This window comes from Rheinheimera salexigens (assembly GCF_001752395.1).
GTDB classification, from domain to species: Bacteria; Pseudomonadota; Gammaproteobacteria; order Enterobacterales; family Alteromonadaceae; genus Alishewanella; species Alishewanella salexigens.
The window spans coordinates 1190301-1206926 of the sequence record NZ_MKEK01000001.1; the positions used below are offsets into that span (position 1 = coordinate 1190301).

The 16626-nt window shown below is 42.0% G+C and carries 15 protein-coding genes; 10 read left to right on the forward strand and 5 right to left on the reverse strand.

Going from position 1 to position 16626, the window contains the following annotated elements:
* Positions 1-10: 10 nt before the first annotated feature.
* On the reverse strand, positions 11-964 hold the full coding sequence (tal, locus tag BI198_RS05490; RefSeq protein ID WP_070048654.1) for a transaldolase: 954 nt from the start codon (positions 962-964) through the stop codon (positions 11-13).
* Between the two features lie 291 nt (positions 965-1255).
* On the opposite strand from tal, the gene yaaA reads away from it, so the two are divergent.
* Positions 1256-2032 (forward strand): peroxide stress protein YaaA, encoded by a 777-nt coding sequence (yaaA, locus tag BI198_RS05495; RefSeq protein ID WP_070048655.1) that lies wholly within the window; start codon positions 1256-1258, stop codon positions 2030-2032.
* 73 nt (positions 2033-2105) lie between these two features.
* A complete protein-coding gene (locus BI198_RS05500) occupies positions 2106-3404 on the forward strand; it encodes an inosine/guanosine kinase (RefSeq protein ID WP_070048656.1) in 1299 nt (432 codons plus the stop codon).
* Between the two features lie 31 nt (positions 3405-3435).
* Here BI198_RS05500 and BI198_RS05505 read toward each other — a convergent pair whose 3' ends face one another.
* From BI198_RS05505 to srmB, 3 genes are all read right to left on the reverse strand, one after another.
* A complete protein-coding gene (locus BI198_RS05505; protein WP_070048657.1) occupies positions 3436-5067 on the reverse strand; it encodes an FMN-binding glutamate synthase family protein in 1632 nt (543 codons plus the stop codon).
* A 67-nt stretch (positions 5068-5134) separates the two neighbouring features.
* Positions 5135-6208, reverse strand: a complete 1074-nt coding sequence (locus tag BI198_RS05510; RefSeq protein ID WP_070048658.1) for a S66 peptidase family protein — start codon at positions 6206-6208, stop codon at positions 5135-5137.
* 143 nt (positions 6209-6351) lie between these two features.
* Positions 6352-7563 (reverse strand): ATP-dependent RNA helicase SrmB, encoded by a 1212-nt coding sequence (srmB, locus tag BI198_RS05515; RefSeq protein WP_070048659.1) that lies wholly within the window; start codon positions 7561-7563, stop codon positions 6352-6354.
* A gap of 79 nt (positions 7564-7642) precedes the next feature.
* Here srmB and BI198_RS05520 point away from each other — a divergent pair, with 79 nt between their 5' ends.
* The gene (locus BI198_RS05520; RefSeq protein ID WP_070048660.1) at positions 7643-8383 is read left to right on the forward strand and encodes a tRNA1(Val) (adenine(37)-N6)-methyltransferase; all 741 of its coding nucleotides are present in this window, start codon (positions 7643-7645) and stop codon (positions 8381-8383) included.
* Here the strand turns inward: BI198_RS05520 and fldB are convergent.
* Positions 8378-8896 carry a flavodoxin FldB gene (fldB, locus tag BI198_RS05525; RefSeq protein WP_070048661.1) on the reverse strand — a complete coding sequence of 173 codons (519 nt, stop codon included), beginning with the start codon at positions 8894-8896 and terminating at the stop codon, positions 8378-8380. The genes BI198_RS05520 and fldB overlap by 6 nt on opposite strands.
* A gap of 140 nt (positions 8897-9036) precedes the next feature.
* On the opposite strand from fldB, the gene xerD reads away from it, so the two are divergent.
* From xerD to BI198_RS05560, 7 genes are all read left to right on the forward strand, one after another.
* Positions 9037-9969, forward strand: a complete 933-nt coding sequence (gene xerD / locus BI198_RS05530) for a site-specific tyrosine recombinase XerD (protein WP_070048662.1) — start codon at positions 9037-9039, stop codon at positions 9967-9969.
* Positions 9970-10063: 94 nt separating this feature from the next.
* On the forward strand, positions 10064-10786 hold the full coding sequence (gene dsbC / locus BI198_RS05535; RefSeq protein ID WP_070048663.1) for a bifunctional protein-disulfide isomerase/oxidoreductase DsbC: 723 nt from the start codon (positions 10064-10066) through the stop codon (positions 10784-10786).
* A 50-nt stretch (positions 10787-10836) separates the two neighbouring features.
* Positions 10837-12579 carry a single-stranded-DNA-specific exonuclease RecJ gene (gene recJ, locus BI198_RS05540; RefSeq protein WP_070048664.1) on the forward strand — a complete coding sequence of 581 codons (1743 nt, stop codon included), beginning with the start codon at positions 10837-10839 and terminating at the stop codon, positions 12577-12579.
* A 151-nt stretch (positions 12580-12730) separates the two neighbouring features.
* Positions 12731-13829 (forward strand): peptide chain release factor 2 gene (gene prfB, locus BI198_RS05545; protein ID WP_162423660.1). Its coding sequence is split into 2 segments (ribosomal slippage): positions 12731-12805 and positions 12807-13829, totalling 1098 coding nucleotides; the frame shifts between segments, so codons are not numbered across the junction.
* 49 nt (positions 13830-13878) lie between these two features.
* Positions 13879-15399 carry a lysine--tRNA ligase gene (lysS, locus tag BI198_RS05550; protein ID WP_070048666.1) on the forward strand — a complete coding sequence of 507 codons (1521 nt, stop codon included), beginning with the start codon at positions 13879-13881 and terminating at the stop codon, positions 15397-15399.
* 305 nt (positions 15400-15704) lie between these two features.
* On the forward strand, positions 15705-16022 hold the full coding sequence (locus BI198_RS05555) for a DUF883 domain-containing protein (RefSeq protein WP_070048667.1): 318 nt from the start codon (positions 15705-15707) through the stop codon (positions 16020-16022).
* Positions 16023-16025: 3 nt separating this feature from the next.
* Positions 16026-16547, forward strand: coding sequence for a phage holin family protein (locus BI198_RS05560; RefSeq protein WP_070048668.1), 522 nt, complete (start codon positions 16026-16028; stop codon positions 16545-16547).
* The last annotated feature ends 79 nt before the right edge of the window (positions 16548-16626 follow it).

Sequence of the window (16626 nt, forward strand, 5' to 3'; positions counted from 1 at the left end):
TGTTGCTTGACTAAAGTGCCTGCTGGATCAGTTGCTCAAGCTTAGTTTGGTCAATTGCAAACTTTCTAATACCTTCAGCCAGCTTCTCAGTGGCCATCGCATCGTCATTAAGTGCCCAACGATACTCAGCTTCAGTCATTACTGCAGGGGCGGGTTGTTGTGGCATATCAGCGCTCAAATGCACTTGCAACTTACCTTGTTGCTGGGCAAGTTCAGCCAGTAAGTTAGGGCTAATGGTTAACCTGTCACAACCGGCTAAAGCTAATACTTCGCCAATATTACGAAAGCTTGCACCCATAACAATAGTCTTAAAGCCATGGCTTTTGTAAAAGCGATAAATTTCGCGTACCGATAATACCCCAGGGTCGGTTTCAGCACTGTATTCTTGCTTAGTTTGGGCTTTATACCAATCGAGAATTCGACCAACAAAAGGCGAAATTAAAAACACGCCTGCTTCTGCGCAGGCTCGGGCTTGGGCCATATGAAACAATAAGGTTAGGTTACATTGGATACCTTGCTGTTCCAGCTCGCGAGCGGCTTGAATGCCTTCCCAAGTGGCGGCAATTTTAATTAAAATACGTTCTGGTGCAATATTGTTTTCTTGATATAACGCGATTAGCTGTTTGGCTTTGGCAATAGTAGCAGCAGTGTCAAAAGATAACCGAGCATCGACTTCAGTGGAAATGCGTCCTGGGATTAATTTACTAATAGCCGTGCCAACATCAACGGCAAATTTATCACAGGCCAAATTAAGCTGTTGTGTCGCGTTATCATGTTTAGATTTAGCATAGCGAACAGCCTCGCTAAGCATGGGCTTGGCAAAATCTAATTGACTCGCATTAAGTAATAAACTGGGATTGGTGGTTGCGTCGATAGGTCTAAACTGTTCAATGGCAGTTAAGTCGCCACTATCTACCACAACGGTAGTCACGGCTTTTAATTGAGTTAATAAATCGTTATTCATGTTTAAGCACCAAAATTAAAAAAATTAAAATACTGATAAGTCTAAACTAGCTGATTTGAGAAAAATAATACAACATAATAGTACAACATATATGGACTTAAATTAGCACTGGATGAACCAAGATATTGGCCGCAGTATATTGATGAGTGAATCATCCATTTTTACCGAGTTTGCTGGCGGGATGATGTTTCAGTTAGGATACATTAAGACAGAGTCTAAATGAACTTGCAAACTAGTGGTATATTACGCCAGTGTCGGCAAAAAATTATTTGATTAGAACAGGATATTATTATGTTAATGGTTGTTTCACCGGCTAAAGACTTAGATTTAACGCCGTTATCTGAGCAGTATTCTTATACTCAACCAGCGCTATTAAACCAAGCACAGCAACTGGCTGATATTTGTAAGCAGTTAACGCCAGCGGATTTATCATCACTAATGCATATTAGCGATAAGTTAGCGGGGCTAAATGTGGCACGTTTTGAGCAATGGCAACCGCCCTTTACGCTTGAAAATGCTAAAGCCGCTTTATTTATGTTTAATGGCGATGTTTATCGGGGTTTAGATGCAGCAAATTTATCCAAAGAGGATATTGACTTTGCTCAGCAGCATTTGCGAATTTTAAGTGGCTTATATGGTGTGTTGCGGCCATTAGACTTAATGCAGGCTTACCGCTTGGAAATGGGCACTAAATTAGCCAACAGCGCGGGTAAAGATTTATATGCTTTTTGGGATCAAGCCGTCACCAAGGATCTTAATAAGCAGCTGGCTAGCTTAAAGGGACGTGTGCTGGTTAATTTGGCTTCACAGGAATATTTTAAAGCCGTTAAGCCTAAACTATTAACGGCAGATGTTATTACACCAGTGTTTAAAGATTTTAAAAATGGTAAATATAAAATTATCAGTTTTTATGCCAAAAAAGCGCGTGGTTTAATGGCGCGTTACGCCATCCAGCAACGAGTAACGGATGCCCAGCAGCTAAAACAGTTTGATTTAGAGGGTTATCAATACAGTCAACCAGACTCTAGTAGTTCAGAATGGGTGTTTTTACGCAACATTGAGCAATAGCACTGCAGTAGGTTGGTTTTATTTGTTACAATGCCGCCATTCGCCCATGGTGGCATTGCAGTGGTATATTTAGATGAAATTTCCTGGTCTACGGAAAATCAAACATTACTTTCCCGTTTCTCAACCTAAACCGCAGCTTCCAAGCTTTGAAGTATGCCCGCAAATGGATACTTATATTGTTGGTTTAGATCAAACTATTGTCGATGTGGTGGCAACTGTGGATGATGCTTTTTTAGTAAAGCATGCTATTCCTAAAGGCCTATCTAATTTGGTCGAACATGATAAAGCTAATATTATTTATCAAGAGTTAATAGAAAACCAAGCTATATCAGATCATTTTGCCGGTGGTACTATCGGTAATACCATACATAATTATTCAGTTCTAGCGGATGATAAATCGGTTTTATTAGGCGTAATGTCAGCAAACATCGCGTTGGGTTCAGCGGCTTATCATTACGTTCGCCATACCAGTTCTAAAGTGGATATGAACCACTTACAAGGGGTTGCCGGTGATATTGGTCGTGGTATTACCATGATAACACCCGACGGTGAGCGCACCTTTGTAATTGATCCCAGTGATATGGATGAATTAGAAGTCGATTATATTCCAACCGAAATTGTCCAGTCTGCGGCCGCCGTTGTGGTTAGTGCGTATCCACTGCGCGCGGTAGATAAACCTATCCAGCAAGCGATGTTAAAAACGTTAGTCGATGCTAAACAGAAAAATGTGCCAGTAGTGATGAGTCTAGGTACTCGGCATTTAGTGGAAGAGAATCGGGCTAAGATTTTAGAAACAGTCAAAAAATATGTCAATGTGCTGGCGATGAATGAGTTAGAGGCTGAGGCATTAACGGGCTTTTCAGATCCATTAAAAGCCGCTGAGGCTATTTTAGATTATACCGATATGGTGTTAATTACAGCGGGTCCAGTCGGCTTGTATTTATGTGGCCATACCGAAGATAACGTTAAACGTGAAACAACTAACCCCATTAAATCAGCCAGTTTAGCTGACTTTAATCAATATGAATTTAGCCGACCGATGCTAAGAGAACATTGCGAACAGTCCATTAAAGTGTATTCGCATATTGATCCGTATCTTGGCGGGCCTGAGTTAATCAAAAATACCAATGGTGCAGGTGATGGCGCGTTATCGGCCTTACTGCATGATATGGCCGCTAATCATTACCATAAGCAAGTACAGCCGCTGTCAGGCAAGCATGAGCAGCCTTATTTAGCCTATTCGTCTTTTGCCCAAATTTGTAAATATGCTAATCGGGTAAGTTATGAAATCTTAGTGCAAAATGCCTCAAGATTATCCAAAGGCTTACCGGAACGTGAAGATTGTCTAGAGGAAGCGTATTGGGAGCGTTAGTCGCTCCCACAGCCTAGGGCTTTAACCGCTGCTACTTAATAGCGGTCAAGCCTTGTACGCTTTGTTCTATAATCTGTTGTGGCATAAAACTGTCGGCACTCGACTCTTTCATTGGTTGCTCAAACTTTTCCGGTGCGCCGCCATTAATTAAGCTACCCGGTGTTAAGTTAAGATAAATCTGATCAAAACGCCGAACCTCAGTTTCACTTATACGCCTAAACACATGCGAGCGATTTAACTCTGACATATGGCGCATGCCCGCAGCTGCAATCATCTCCATACTGGCTTTTACCGTTTCTTTATGAAAACGCGCAACGCGCTCAGCTTTACTTTCAACGACTAAGCCTCGGGCTAAGGCTGGGTTTTGCGTGGCCACACCGGTTGGACATTTATTGGTATGACACTCTAACGATTGCACACAGCCAAGGGCGATCATCATACCGCGGGCGCTATTACAAATATCGGCGCCAACAGCAATGTTTTTAACAATATTAAAACCAGTAAAAACTTTACCGCTGGCAATAACCTTAATTTGTTTCTTTAAATTAAAGCCAACTAACACATCACAAACAAAGACTAACGCTTCACGCAAAGGCATGCCTATCGAGTTAGCAAACTCTAGTGGTGCAGCACCAGTACCGCCTTCACCGCCATCAACGGTGATAAAGTCGGGTGCAAAACCGGTTGCTAGCATGGCTTTACACAAAGCAATAAATTCGCTGGTGCGGCCAATAGCTAACTTAATACCCACAGGTTTGCCACCCGATAATTCACGGACTTGCTGAATAAAATGCATCATTTCTTTTGGCGTACTAAACGCACTATGGCTGGGCGGAGAGTCGACTTGGGTTTTAGGTTCAACTAAGCGAATACGGGCAATTTCATTGGTGTTTTTATGCGCCGGTAAAATACCACCGTGACCCGGTTTAGCCCCTTGCGACAATTTAATTTCGATCATTTTAATGGATGGCTTAGTGGCAACTTGGCGAAAAGCTTCAGCAGCAAAATTACCTTGGGCGTCGCGGCAACCAAAATAACCGGTACCAATTTGCCAGACTAAATCGCCGCCAAACTCTAAGTGATAATCGCTGACACTGCCTTCACCGGTATTATGATAAAAACCGCCTAATGCCGCGCCTTTATTTAAGGCACGAATGGCATTATTACTTAAGGCACCAAAACTCATGGCTGAAATATTAAAAATACTGGCATCATAAGGTTGGGTGCAATGTGGACCGCCTACAGTTACTTTGGTCGCAGGGTGATGATCAGCATGGTGCTTAGCTGCTAGGGAGTGACCAATCCACTCATAACCCACCCGGTGAGTGTCTAACTTAGTGCCATAGGGAGTGGAATCTAAACTGCCTTTGGCTCTTTGGTAAATAACGGAGCGGTGCATCCGGTTAATTGGGGTGCCATCCGTTTCAGACTCAAATAAATATTGGCGGACAAAAGGACGAATAAACTCCATCGTCCATCGAGCATGGCCAACGACTGGATAGTTACGTAACAAACTATGGCGGCGTTGAAAAATATCTACTATGCCACGAATAATCAAAGGGATAACAATAACTAAGGCCCATAATATTGGCTGCCAAAGTATGCTAATTAAGCCAATGATTAGCAGGGTAATAATAGAAGTTATAACAAAAGCTCGCCGCATAGTAATTCCACTTAATGTTAGGTAAAAGCTCAATCTTGATATTTTACAGTAGTCTATTTACTGTAAATTATGTAGGTTGAAATACTGACTGCAGTAATTTAAAGCTACCGTTATCGGCATCCATTTCTACTTTAGCGCCAACCGGCACAATAAACTGTTTTTGAATATGACCTATCATAGCACCACGATAAGCCGGTATATTTAAGGGCTTAATATGATCATCAAAAATTTGGTCCATGGTTAACCAACCATAGCCTCCAGTTGGGCGACAACTGGTACACTCACCAAATATAAAGCCGGCTAATTTATCTAAGGCACCCATCAACTTTAAGGTGCTTAGCATGCGGTCAACCCGATACGGGGCTTCTTCTACATCTTCAACAAATAAAATTTTATCCGTAAAATCAGGTAAGTAGGGCGAGCCGGCTAATGATGTTAGCACGGTTAAGTTACCGCCAATAATTTCGCCTTGTACCTTACCGCCAGTGATAGTGACAATACGATTTTGCCGTGCAGCTAGTTCATCTTTCGTTTCAATAACATTTTGGTACTGCATTTGTTCGCGTTGAAAAAATACTCGTCTAAACTGATCGGCATTAAAGCTATTCCAGCTGCCGGTACCATTAGGGCCATGAAAGGTAATTAAACCCGTTTGGGCATGAATAGCATTATGTAAGGCAGTAATATCAGAGTAACCCAGTAGCGTTTTAGGATTGTTTTTAATCAGCGCATAATCTAGTAAGGGTAGTACGCGTGCAGCACCAGAACCGCCACGTAAACAAATAATAGCTTTAACCTCATTATCGGCAAACATAGCATTAATATCATTAGCACGTTGTTGATCAGTACCGGCTAAATGGCCACGCCGGGAAGTGAGATGTTGACCTACTTTTACTTTAAGGCCCAGCGCCTGCATCACTTCAGTGGCGATTTGCACATCGAGTAAATTATCGGTGGCTTTAGAGGGGCTTACTAAAGCCACGGTATCACCTGGGTTAAAGGCTATTGGTAATAACTGAGCAGGTGCAGCTAGCGCTTGATTAGATTTGGCGCTGGGTGCGGCAATAACATTGGCACAACTTGCTAAGGGTATAAAACTGGCAGCTACAGCACAGCTTTTAATAAATTGACGTTTATCCATTAGTTATCTCCATTATGTGAATAAAATATACGCGTTTATCAATAGCAGTTTTAAAAATAAATTACAGTATAGCTGAACGGAAAAGCGATAGCTGCCACCGTTTTTGCGAGCGGTAGCAGCTAGAGGGAAGGGGATATAAGCTGTTATTTTTTCGCTTTTTTAGCGGTTTTTTTCTTGGCAACTTTTTTCTTTTTTACCGGCACTTTAGCGGCTTTATGTTTTGGTTTTAATTCTGCAATCACTCGGGCTTTTAAGCGTTGTTCAGTGTAACGCTCAATTTTGGCTAACACTGCCATATCATGGGCTTCAACTAAAGAAATCGCGATACCTTTTTTACCCGCACGACCGGTGCGGCCAATCCGATGAATATAGGTATCGGCAGTGCGCGGTAAGTCAAAGTTAATAACATGGCTAATATCATCCATGTCTAAACCTCGAGCGGCAATATCTGTTGCTAACAATATGGATACACGACCTTGGCTAAAGCGTTCTACAGCTTGCATCCGTTTATCTTGTGGCATTTCACCTTGTAGCCAAGCACAACGTAAACCTGCAGTTTCCAATTGGCCGGTTAAACTGGCTAAACGCTCACGGGTTTTTATAAACACGATGGCTTTGCTGACATCTTCTTGTTTTAATAAGTGGATTAACAATGCCAATTTATGTTGGGCATCATCAGCTAAATGGGTCCATTGGATAATTTTAGCATTTTCTTTACGAGATGGAGTGGCTTCAATTCGTTTAGGCTCTTTTAATGCATGGGAAGCAAAACGCTCTAAAGCAGGGCCTTCTAGGGTTGCTGAGAATAATAAGGTTTGGCGACGACGACGCGCTTCTAAAATAATCCGGTTCATTTCACCGACAAAACCCATGTCTAACATCCGATCCGCTTCATCTAAAATTAGCAGTTCTACTTCATCCGCTTGGAAGCTTTCTTCATCTAGATATTCAGTTAAACGGCCTGGAGTAGCAATTAAAATATCATTGTTTTTTTCTAAGGTATCTTTATGGCTACCATAGTTAATCCCGCCTGTGATCACGCCAACATTTAGCGTGGTATGCTGACTGAAAAATTTAAATTCGTTATAAATTTGATAAGCCAATTCACGGGTAGGTGTCATCACTAACACGCGAGCGAAGCCAGGATCTCTGCGCCCAAAATCCAGTAAGTATTGGATGGCCGGTAATACAAAGGCCAGTGTTTTACCGGTACCTGTTGGCGCGCTGGCTAATAAGTCTAAGCCTTCCAATGCTAATGGAATTGCCATTTCTTGAATCAAAGTCGGTGCTTCGTAGCCACGCACAGATATGGCACGATTTAGCGCATCGTCCAGTTGAAAATCGGCAAAATTCATAACGTATCCTTTAACAAAAAAAGTTGCTAGCCAGTGACAGCAACAACATCAGGTCGTAAACTGGCGACCGGAGGTGCTGATGTCAGCAGGTTTTCAGTGTAAACAGTTTTATATAGCTCATGACCGTTGTGCGATGAAAGTTGGCACTGACGGTTTATTGCTTGGTGCTTGGGCACCGCTTAGCAAAAATAACGTAGTTACTACTAGCGGTAACATCCTTGATATTGGTGCGGGTAGCGGCTTAATTAGTGTAATGCTGGCGCAACGTAGTCAAGGTTTACTGCCTATTACTGCTATCGAACTCGATAGTGCTGCAGCAGAGCAAGCTAAAGAAAATATTAGCGTTAGTCCATGGCCTAATAGTATTCGTTTATTAACGGCGGATATTCTAGCCTATCAGCCTACAGAACGTTACCGTTTAATCGTATCTAACCCACCTTTTTTTCAGCAATCGATGCCGGCTGCGCAGTTAAGCCGACATTTAGCCCGGCATACTGATAGTTTACCCTTTAATCGTTTGCTAGAAAAAGCGGCGACAATGTTAAAGCCTGAAGGTGTATTAGCCTTAATTTTGCCTTATACCGGTATTGAACAATTTATTACCTTAGCCCAAAGCTTAGGCTGGCAGTTGCAACAGCATTGTGTGGTCTTTAGTAAATTGAATAAACCGCAGCGCAGTTTAATTAGCTTTGTGTATGGCATCAGTGACAAGCCGTTACAAAATAGTCAATTACTGATCCACAACCCTGATGGCAGCTACACGGCGCAATATCAGCAACTACTAGGTGATTTTTATTTGAAGTTCCCTAGCTCGTTATAATACTTGAGTGATCTCTTCTAAAATTTGATTTATCCAATCATTTAGCCTCTGATCAGTAAGATCATATTGATTGTCTTCATCTAGCGCTAAACCATAAAACCATTCGCCGTCATCGGTTACTGCTTTAGACGCAATAAAGTCATAGTCAGCTGTAGGCCAAAAGCCAATCCGCTTGGTGGTTTGCGGTGCTATTTCATCATGCAGCATGCCTACTGCATCTATAAACCATTCAGCATAACCGACTTGATCGCCCATGCCATAAATGGCAATAATTTTATCAGTAAGATCAATATCTTTAATCTCTGGCCAATGCGCTTCCCAATCTTCTTGAATTTCACCGAAATCCCAAGTCGATAAACCTAAAATTAAAATGTCATACTCGGCCATTTTAGTAAAAGGTACATGCTTTATATTGCACAGCTCAACATGGTCTGCACCAATTAGCGCCTGAATTTTCTCTGCTACTATTTCGGTATAGCAGGTGGTTGAGCCATAAAACAAACCGATTTTCATTCTGTTTTCACCAACGGGCATAATTAATTAAAATAAGTTAAAGATAGCTAAAAAGCATAAATTGGGGCTAGTGTAGCAGAAGCCGAGACCAGGCAAAATCCCGACTTTGCGCCGTGCACCGCTTGAGGTAACATAGTGTAATGAAAACAGCCCCCGCGAAAAGCAAACAACTGAAGCCACAGCCAGAAGATTCCGCCGTTATTGCCGAATTTTTACAGCATCTATTTTTAGAAAAAGGCCTAAGTCAGCATACGCTAAGTGCGTACGGTACCGACTTAACCAAGTTTGCTATTTTTTTAAGGCCGCAACAGGTGTTATTAAACCAGGTTGATAGCTCATTATTAAATCAATATTTAGCCCAGCGGGTCGATTTACAGTTTAGTCCTCGCAGTACGTCAAGAGCACTCAGTAGCCTGCGCCAGTTTTATGCTTTTTTGCATCAACAGCAGCGCATAGCCGATAATCCGCTGGCGCAAATGCTCAACCCGAAAATTGGTCGCAGCTTACCGAAAAGTTTATCTGAGCAAGATGTTGAGCGATTGCTGAATACGCCAGATATTAGCGATACAATTCAGTTTCGTGATAAAGCCATGCTAGAAATTTTATATGCCAGTGGTTTACGGGTATCAGAGCTTACGACGCTAAGTATGCAGCAGCTTAATTTACAACATGGCTTAATAAGAGTGCGCGGTAAAGGTAATAAAGAACGTTTAGTGCCTATGGGTGAAGAGGCCTTGCATTGGCTTAGTCGCTACTTAGTTGAAATTAGACCCGTTTTAATGGCAGGTAAAGTACTGGATGTAGTTTTCCCCAGTAGTCGAGCACAGCAAATGACACGGCAAACGTTCTGGCATCGTATCAAGTTTTATGCAAAGGTAGCGGGTATTAATACTGAGTTATCGCCCCATACGTTACGGCATGCTTTTGCGACCCATTTATTAAACCATGGTGCAGACTTGCGTGTTGTGCAAATGTTGTTAGGCCATAGCGATTTATCTACCACGCAGATATATACCCATGTGGCTCAAGCAAGGTTACAAAGCTTGCATCAGCAGCATCATCCGCGAGGTTAACTCTCATTCTTTGCCACTAGACAGCATTGCGACTAGAAAGCAATTTAAAGCAGCAGTATCAATACTGCGACAGAACAGTAGTACAGGAAAAGACATGCATAAATTATTGTTAGCGTTAATCGGTTTTGGTTTTATCAGTGCAGCGGCAGCCAGTAGTGACAATATTCAAACTGAAACAAAACAGTATCAGCAGGTACAGCAGCAATTTAAATTGTTGAATCTGAATATTAAAGCGATTTCTGAGTCGCCCGTAAGCGGTTTATTACAGGTATTTACCGATAGGGGGCTATTTTTCAGCTCGAAGGATGGTAACTTTTTTATTGACGGCAAAATATATGATTTAAATAACCGTCAGTTGGTAAATGACAGCGTAATGCAGCCGTTTATTAAACAGCAATTAGTGGCTATGACGGATCAAGGTATCTTGTATAAAGCTAAAAACGAAAAATACGTTATAGATGTGTTTACCGATCCTACCTGTGGCTATTGCCGTAAATTACATAACGATATGCAAGCTTATAACGATGCGGGTATTAGTGTGCGTTATTTAGCCTTTCCACGTGGTGGCGAGAACTCAGCAACCTTTTTACAAATGCAGCATATCTGGTGTAGCAAAGACAGCAAAGCGGCAATGAATGCAGCAAAAAAAGGCGATAAAGTAGCCGCCACAATGTGCACCAACTCAGTTCAGCAGCAATATAAGTTGGGTGAATCATTTGGTATTACCGGCACGCCAGCAATAGTGTTACCCAGTGGCCGTTTAATTCCGGGTTATCAGCCTTTGCCACAGTTATTGGCGCAATTGGCTCAAGAATAACGAGCACTAGTAAATCTAATACCAGTATAACTAACTCAAGAGTAGGCTAAATGACCGCTGTAAAACGTCAGATCATGCAACGCCAACTGCCAACAATCTTGCCGCAGTTGGCTGCGAATATGCATCCAGTGCTGCAACGAATTTATGCCAGCCGAGGTGTCAAAACCTTAGATGAACTGCAACGCAGTGCTGCGGGTTTGTTGCCTTTTCAGTCGTTAAAAGGCATTGAGGCGGCGGTTAAATTACTTGAGCAAGCTTTAACTTCTCAGCAACAAATTGTTATTGTCGGAGATTTTGATGCCGACGGTGCTACTAGTACGGCAGTATTATTAACCGGACTTAAAGCGCTAGGTTTTCGCTTTGTTGAATATTTAGTCCCCAACCGGTTTGAATATGGCTATGGTTTAACTCCAGAAATGGCCGAATTAGCCGTTGGCCAAGGTGCAGAGCTAATTATTACTGTTGATAACGGTATCTCAGCATTAGAAGGCGTAGCGTTGGCCAAAAAAGCTGGGGTTAAGGTGTTAGTAACAGATCACCACCTTGCTGGCGCTGAATTACCTGATGCTGATGCCATTGTTAATCCTAACCAGCCAGGTTGTGAATTTCCCAGTAAGGCGTTAGCCGGTGTTGGCGTGGCATTTTATGTATTAATGGCGCTGCGAAGCCATTTACGTCAGCAACAGTATTTTAGCCAACACAATATTGCTGAACCTAATTTAGCCGAGTTACTTGATTTGGTTGCACTTGGCACCGTAGCCGATGTAGTGCCATTAGACAGTAATAATCGTATTTTAGTCCATCAAGGTTTAATGCGTATTCGTAGTGGTAAATGCCGCCCGGGTATTCAAGCCTTAATTGATGTGGCTAATCGTACTACCGCTAAGCTTACAGCTGCTGATTTTGGCTTTGCTTTAGCACCCAGGTTAAATGCTGCTGGCCGATTAGATGATATGTCGATAGGTATTAGCTGCTTGCTAACACAAGATATCGGGTTAGCACGGCAATATGCAGCTGAATTAGATAGCTTAAATGTCGAGCGGCGGGCGATTGAACAAAGCATGCAAGTCGAAGCCCAAGCTTTTTTATCCCAATTATCTTTTGACGGTGCAGAGCTACCAGAATGTTTATGCTTATATCAACATGACTGGCATCAAGGCGTGATTGGTATTTTAGCCGGGCGAATAAAAGAGCAGTTTCACCGGCCAACTATCGCTTTTGCGCAAGGCGATGACGGCGAGTTAAAAGGCTCGGCGCGGTCCATTGCCGGCTTACATATTCGTGATTTACTGGAGCAAATTTCCAGTCAGTACCCAGGTTTAATTAAAAAGTTTGGTGGTCATGCTATGGCGGCCGGCTTAACCATAGACGCAGATCGATTAGATACTTTTAAGCTGGCGCTAAACTTAACCGCAAAACAGCTATTAACCGCTGAGCAATTAACTGCAGTGATTTATAGCGATGGAGAATTAAGCGCAAATTGTTTTGAGCTTAACTTTGCCCAAATGCTGCAAGATGCAGGACCTTGGGGACAAAGCTTTCCTGAGCCGGTATTTGATGGTGAATTTAATTTAATGTCGCAAAAAATGTTAGCCGATCGGCATTTAAAAATGATGCTACAAACCGCTGATGGCAAGCTAGTAGATGCTATTTGGTTTAATGCTGACAATAAAGCTTGGCCAAATATTAATATCAACAAAGTGAAATTAGCTTATCAGTTAGATATTAATGAATTTCGCGACCGGCAAAATTTACAGTTAATTGTTCGGCATATGGACGCGGTAACGGATTAAGCGGCTAATAAAACTGCAGTTGGCGCAAAAATAGCGAATATCTGGCTAATACCAAGTGAAAATAGCTGAATAGATGGCTGCACTGCCGGCAATAATTTTGCTACAATTGCTGCTTATTTTTTAGTCTTGCTTACAAGGTTACAATTAGCGCATGTTTGAAGTGAATCCGGTAAATAACAGCATCAAAGATCTTACAGAACGTACCCATGTCCTTCGGGGGTATCTTTGACTATGACGGCAGAAAAGAACGCTTAGAAGAAGTTACCCGGGAATTAGAAGATCCTGCAGTATGGAATACTCCCGATAAAGCCCAAGCTTTAGGTAAAGAGCGTTCAACCTTAGCCCAAATAGTTGAGACCATTGATAAGTTAGATTCAGGTTTAGAAGACGTTGCTGGTTTGCTAGAACTGGCAATAGAAGAGCAAGATGAAGACACTTTTGTAGAAGCTAAAGCAGAATTAGCCGATCTAGAACAACAATTAGCGGCGCTTGAATTTCGTAGAATGTTTTCAGGTGAGCATGACGTAAACAACTGCTATTTAGATATTCAGTCAGGCTCTGGTGGTACTGAAGCGCAAGATTGGGCCAGTATTATTATGCGGATGTATTTACGCTGGGGTGATGAGAAAGGCTTCAAACCAGAAATTTATGAAGTCACAGATGGTGATGTGGCGGGAGTGAAAGGCTGCACCATTAAATTTACCGGCGAATATGCTTATGGCTGGCTGCGTACAGAAACGGGCGTGCATCGCTTAGTCAGAAAAAGCCCTTTTGATTCCGGAAATCGTCGCCATACTTCATTTGCCTCAGTATTTGTTTCGCCAGAAATTGACGATGATATTGAAATAGATATTAATCCGGCTGATTTACGTATCGACACCTATCGCGCTTCTGGTGCTGGTGGTCAGCACGTAAACCGAACTGATTCTGCGGTGCGTATAACGCACTTGCCTACTAATATAGTGGTGCAATGTCAGAATGACCGGTCGCAGCATAAAAACCGTGATAATGCTTATAAACAGCTACGTGCCAAGTTATATGAGTACGAAATGCAAAAACAAAATGCTGAAAAACAAGCATTAGAAGATACTAAATCTGATATTGGTTGGGGCAGTCAAATTCGCTCTTATGTATTAGACGACTCGCGTATTAAAGACTTACGTACCGGTATCGAAACCCGAAATACCCAAGCCGTTCTAGACGGCGACTTAGATAAATTTATTCAAGCTAGCTTAAAAGCGGGCTTTTAACCGTCATTATTGACCATGCAATCAGTGCACTTTAAATCAGGAAAATGCTATGTCTGAACCAGTACAACCGCAACCAGAAATCCAAGACGTAAATAAACTGATTGCTGAGCGAAAACAGAAGCTTGCTGGACTGCGCGAAGATGGCTTTATGTTTCCAAATGACTTTCGTCGCGACAGCATCTCGAGTGATCTTATTGCAAAATACGAACACTTAAGCAAAGAGCAACTCGAAGAAGAAAAAGTTACGGTTAGCCTTGGTGGCCGCATTATGACCCGCCGTATTATGGGTAAAGCTAGCTTTACCACTATTGCTGATATGGGCGGTAAAATTCAGCTTTACGTTGCCCGTGATAGTCTGGCAGAAGGTGTATATAACGATCAGTTCAAAAAATGGGACTTAGGCGACATTATCGGCGCGACTGGCCATTTATTTAAAACTAAAACTGGCGAGCTTACGGTTTGGTTAAGTGAAATACGGCTATTAACCAAAGCACTACGTCCTCTTCCAGATAAGTTTCATGGTTTAACTGATAACGAAGCACGCTATCGTCAACGTTATTTAGATTTAATTTCCAATGATCAATCACGTAAAACCTTTTTAATTCGCAGTAAAACGGTAGCTTATATCCGTCGCTTCTTTAATGACGCTGGCTTTTTAGAAGTAGAAACGCCAATGTTGCAAGCCATTCCTGGAGGGGCATCAGCGCGTCCGTTTGAAACTCATCATAATGCGCTAGATATGCAGATGTTTTTACGTATCGCGCCAGAGCTTTATTTAAAACGCTTAGTAGTAGGCGGTTTTGAAAAAGTATTTGAATTAAACCGTAACTTCCGTAACGAAGGCGTATCAACTCGACATAATCCTGAATTTACCATGTTAGAGTTTTATTGGGCTTATGCAGATTACAACGACTTAATGGATTTAACTGAAACGTTATTCCGTGGTTTAGCCTTAGATGTATTAGGCAGTACAGAAGTACCTTATCAAGGTGAAGTGTTTGATTTTGGTAAGCCTTTTGCTCGGATGTCGGTGACGGAATCTATTTTACATTATAATCCAGAGCTAACTATTGAACAGTTAAATAGCCGTGAAGCAGTAGCTGCTTTAGCTAAAACGCTTAATATTGAAGTAAAAGCTAACTATGGTCATGGCCGGATTTTAATGGAAGTGTTTGACGAGTTAGTCGAAACAAAATTACGTCATCCAACTTTTATTACTGAATATCCAGCAGAAGTATCACCATTAGCACGTCGTAGCGATGATAATCCAGAAATTACCGATCGATTTGAATTTTTCATAGGCGGCCGTGAATTAGGCAATGGTTTTAGCGAGCTTAACGATGCTGAAGATCAAGCCGCGCGTTTCTTAGAGCAAGTGGCACAAAAAGACGCCGGCGATGATGAAGCCATGTACTACGATGAAGACTTTGTAACGGCATTAGAGCATGGTTTACCGCCAACAGCTGGCCAAGGTATTGGTATTGACCGCCTAGTTATGTTATTGGCCGATGTAGCCTCTATCCGTGATGTTATTTTATTCCCACATATGCGGTTACAAAACGATAAGTAAGCTTAATACTAGCTACAATACAAAAGCCAGACCTAGTGTCTGGTTTTTTATTATTTGCCAACGCTGTAAAGATTACCGTTTGCCGGTAACATCTTCTGATATTATTAATATAGATCTAAAATAGTCATCACGTTTATAATTAAGTTGTTGATTCTTAATAGCTTGCTATATTGGCCTATTGTTTGCAGCTATTGTTTGTAAGAGTTATAAGTAGCTATAAAGAATTTGTATGAATAGTTTGTATCAGAGGCAGGGCTAGGTTATCGATTCAGCACTGCTATTATTAATTACCTAGGAGGCACATTATGGCCAATTCAACTACTAATAAAGCTAGCACATCAGTAAACGAGTCAGGTTCGCCAATGACTGAAAAAGCGGCTGCTGCAGCACATCAAGCCGTAGATTCAATGTCAACAAAAGCCGCCAGCGCAGAAGAAACCATTCGTAAAACAGCAGCTGAGTCCAGCGAAGCCTTACATCAGCGTCAAGAACAGATAAAGCATCAGCTGGAAAGCGGTTATGCACGTACTCGCTCACTAGCGGCTGAAAACCCACTTGCTGCAGCGGGTATTGCTTTTGCCGCGGGTGTATTAATCACTGCATTATTGCGTCGCGGTAGATAATTGATGCAAGATCCACATATTCAGCAAACGCCAGAGCAGCATTGTTCTGAAACGGAAAATACTGCCAGTAACACTAAAGCGGCCGGCTTGCTGGATAATACGCTAGATGATATTGCTGAAATTGCTGCGTTAGCCAGTTCGGTAGCGCAGCAATACAAAGTGCAAACCGATTTAGTTAAACAACAAGCTAAAGCGGAGTGGGCACTTTCGGTGCGTAGTTTAACGATAGCCGCGGCAATATTAGTCTGCTTTGGAGCCGGAGTAGTCATGCTATGGGGCAGTGTGTTAACCCTGATTGGTGTAGTGTTATTTCAACTATTTAATTCTTTAATCGCTTCTGTTGTTATTTTGTTAGTGTTACAAATTTTAGCTTTAATATGGTGCTGGCGCAGTATGCGCTACTTATTAAAGCAAGTTGGGCTGAAGCGTACACTATTACAAATAAGTCAGTTTTTTAGCCCTAGTCGCTTTACTAAATCGGCTGAACAGCCAGAAAGTTCTAATCAAAGGCAAGCAGCTAAATAGGTAGCGTTATTATTAAGCAGTCGTTACAGGCTGATTTACAGGCTTATGCTGTTGTTAGCAAAAAATGTGAGCAAAAAAT

Coding starts and splice junctions, on each gene's coding strand:
- tal (WP_070048654.1), bottom strand. CDS start 964: ATGAATAACGATTTATTAACTCAATTAAAAGCCGTGACTACCGTTGTG.
- yaaA (WP_070048655.1), top strand. CDS start 1,256: ATGTTAATGGTTGTTTCACCGGCTAAAGACTTAGATTTAACGCCGTTA.
- BI198_RS05500 (WP_070048656.1), top strand. CDS start 2,106: ATGAAATTTCCTGGTCTACGGAAAATCAAACATTACTTTCCCGTTTCT.
- BI198_RS05505 (WP_070048657.1), bottom strand. CDS start 5,067: ATGCGGCGAGCTTTTGTTATAACTTCTATTATTACCCTGCTAATCATT.
- BI198_RS05510 (WP_070048658.1), bottom strand. CDS start 6,208: ATGGATAAACGTCAATTTATTAAAAGCTGTGCTGTAGCTGCCAGTTTT.
- srmB (WP_070048659.1), bottom strand. CDS start 7,563: ATGAATTTTGCCGATTTTCAACTGGACGATGCGCTAAATCGTGCCATA.
- BI198_RS05520 (WP_070048660.1), top strand. CDS start 7,643: ATGTCAGCAGGTTTTCAGTGTAAACAGTTTTATATAGCTCATGACCGT.
- fldB (WP_070048661.1), bottom strand. CDS start 8,896: ATGAAAATCGGTTTGTTTTATGGCTCAACCACCTGCTATACCGAAATA.
- xerD (WP_070048662.1), top strand. CDS start 9,037: ATGAAAACAGCCCCCGCGAAAAGCAAACAACTGAAGCCACAGCCAGAA.
- dsbC (WP_070048663.1), top strand. CDS start 10,064: ATGCATAAATTATTGTTAGCGTTAATCGGTTTTGGTTTTATCAGTGCA.
- recJ (WP_070048664.1), top strand. CDS start 10,837: ATGACCGCTGTAAAACGTCAGATCATGCAACGCCAACTGCCAACAATC.
- lysS (WP_070048666.1), top strand. CDS start 13,879: ATGTCTGAACCAGTACAACCGCAACCAGAAATCCAAGACGTAAATAAA.
- BI198_RS05555 (WP_070048667.1), top strand. CDS start 15,705: ATGGCCAATTCAACTACTAATAAAGCTAGCACATCAGTAAACGAGTCA.
- BI198_RS05560 (WP_070048668.1), top strand. CDS start 16,026: ATGCAAGATCCACATATTCAGCAAACGCCAGAGCAGCATTGTTCTGAA.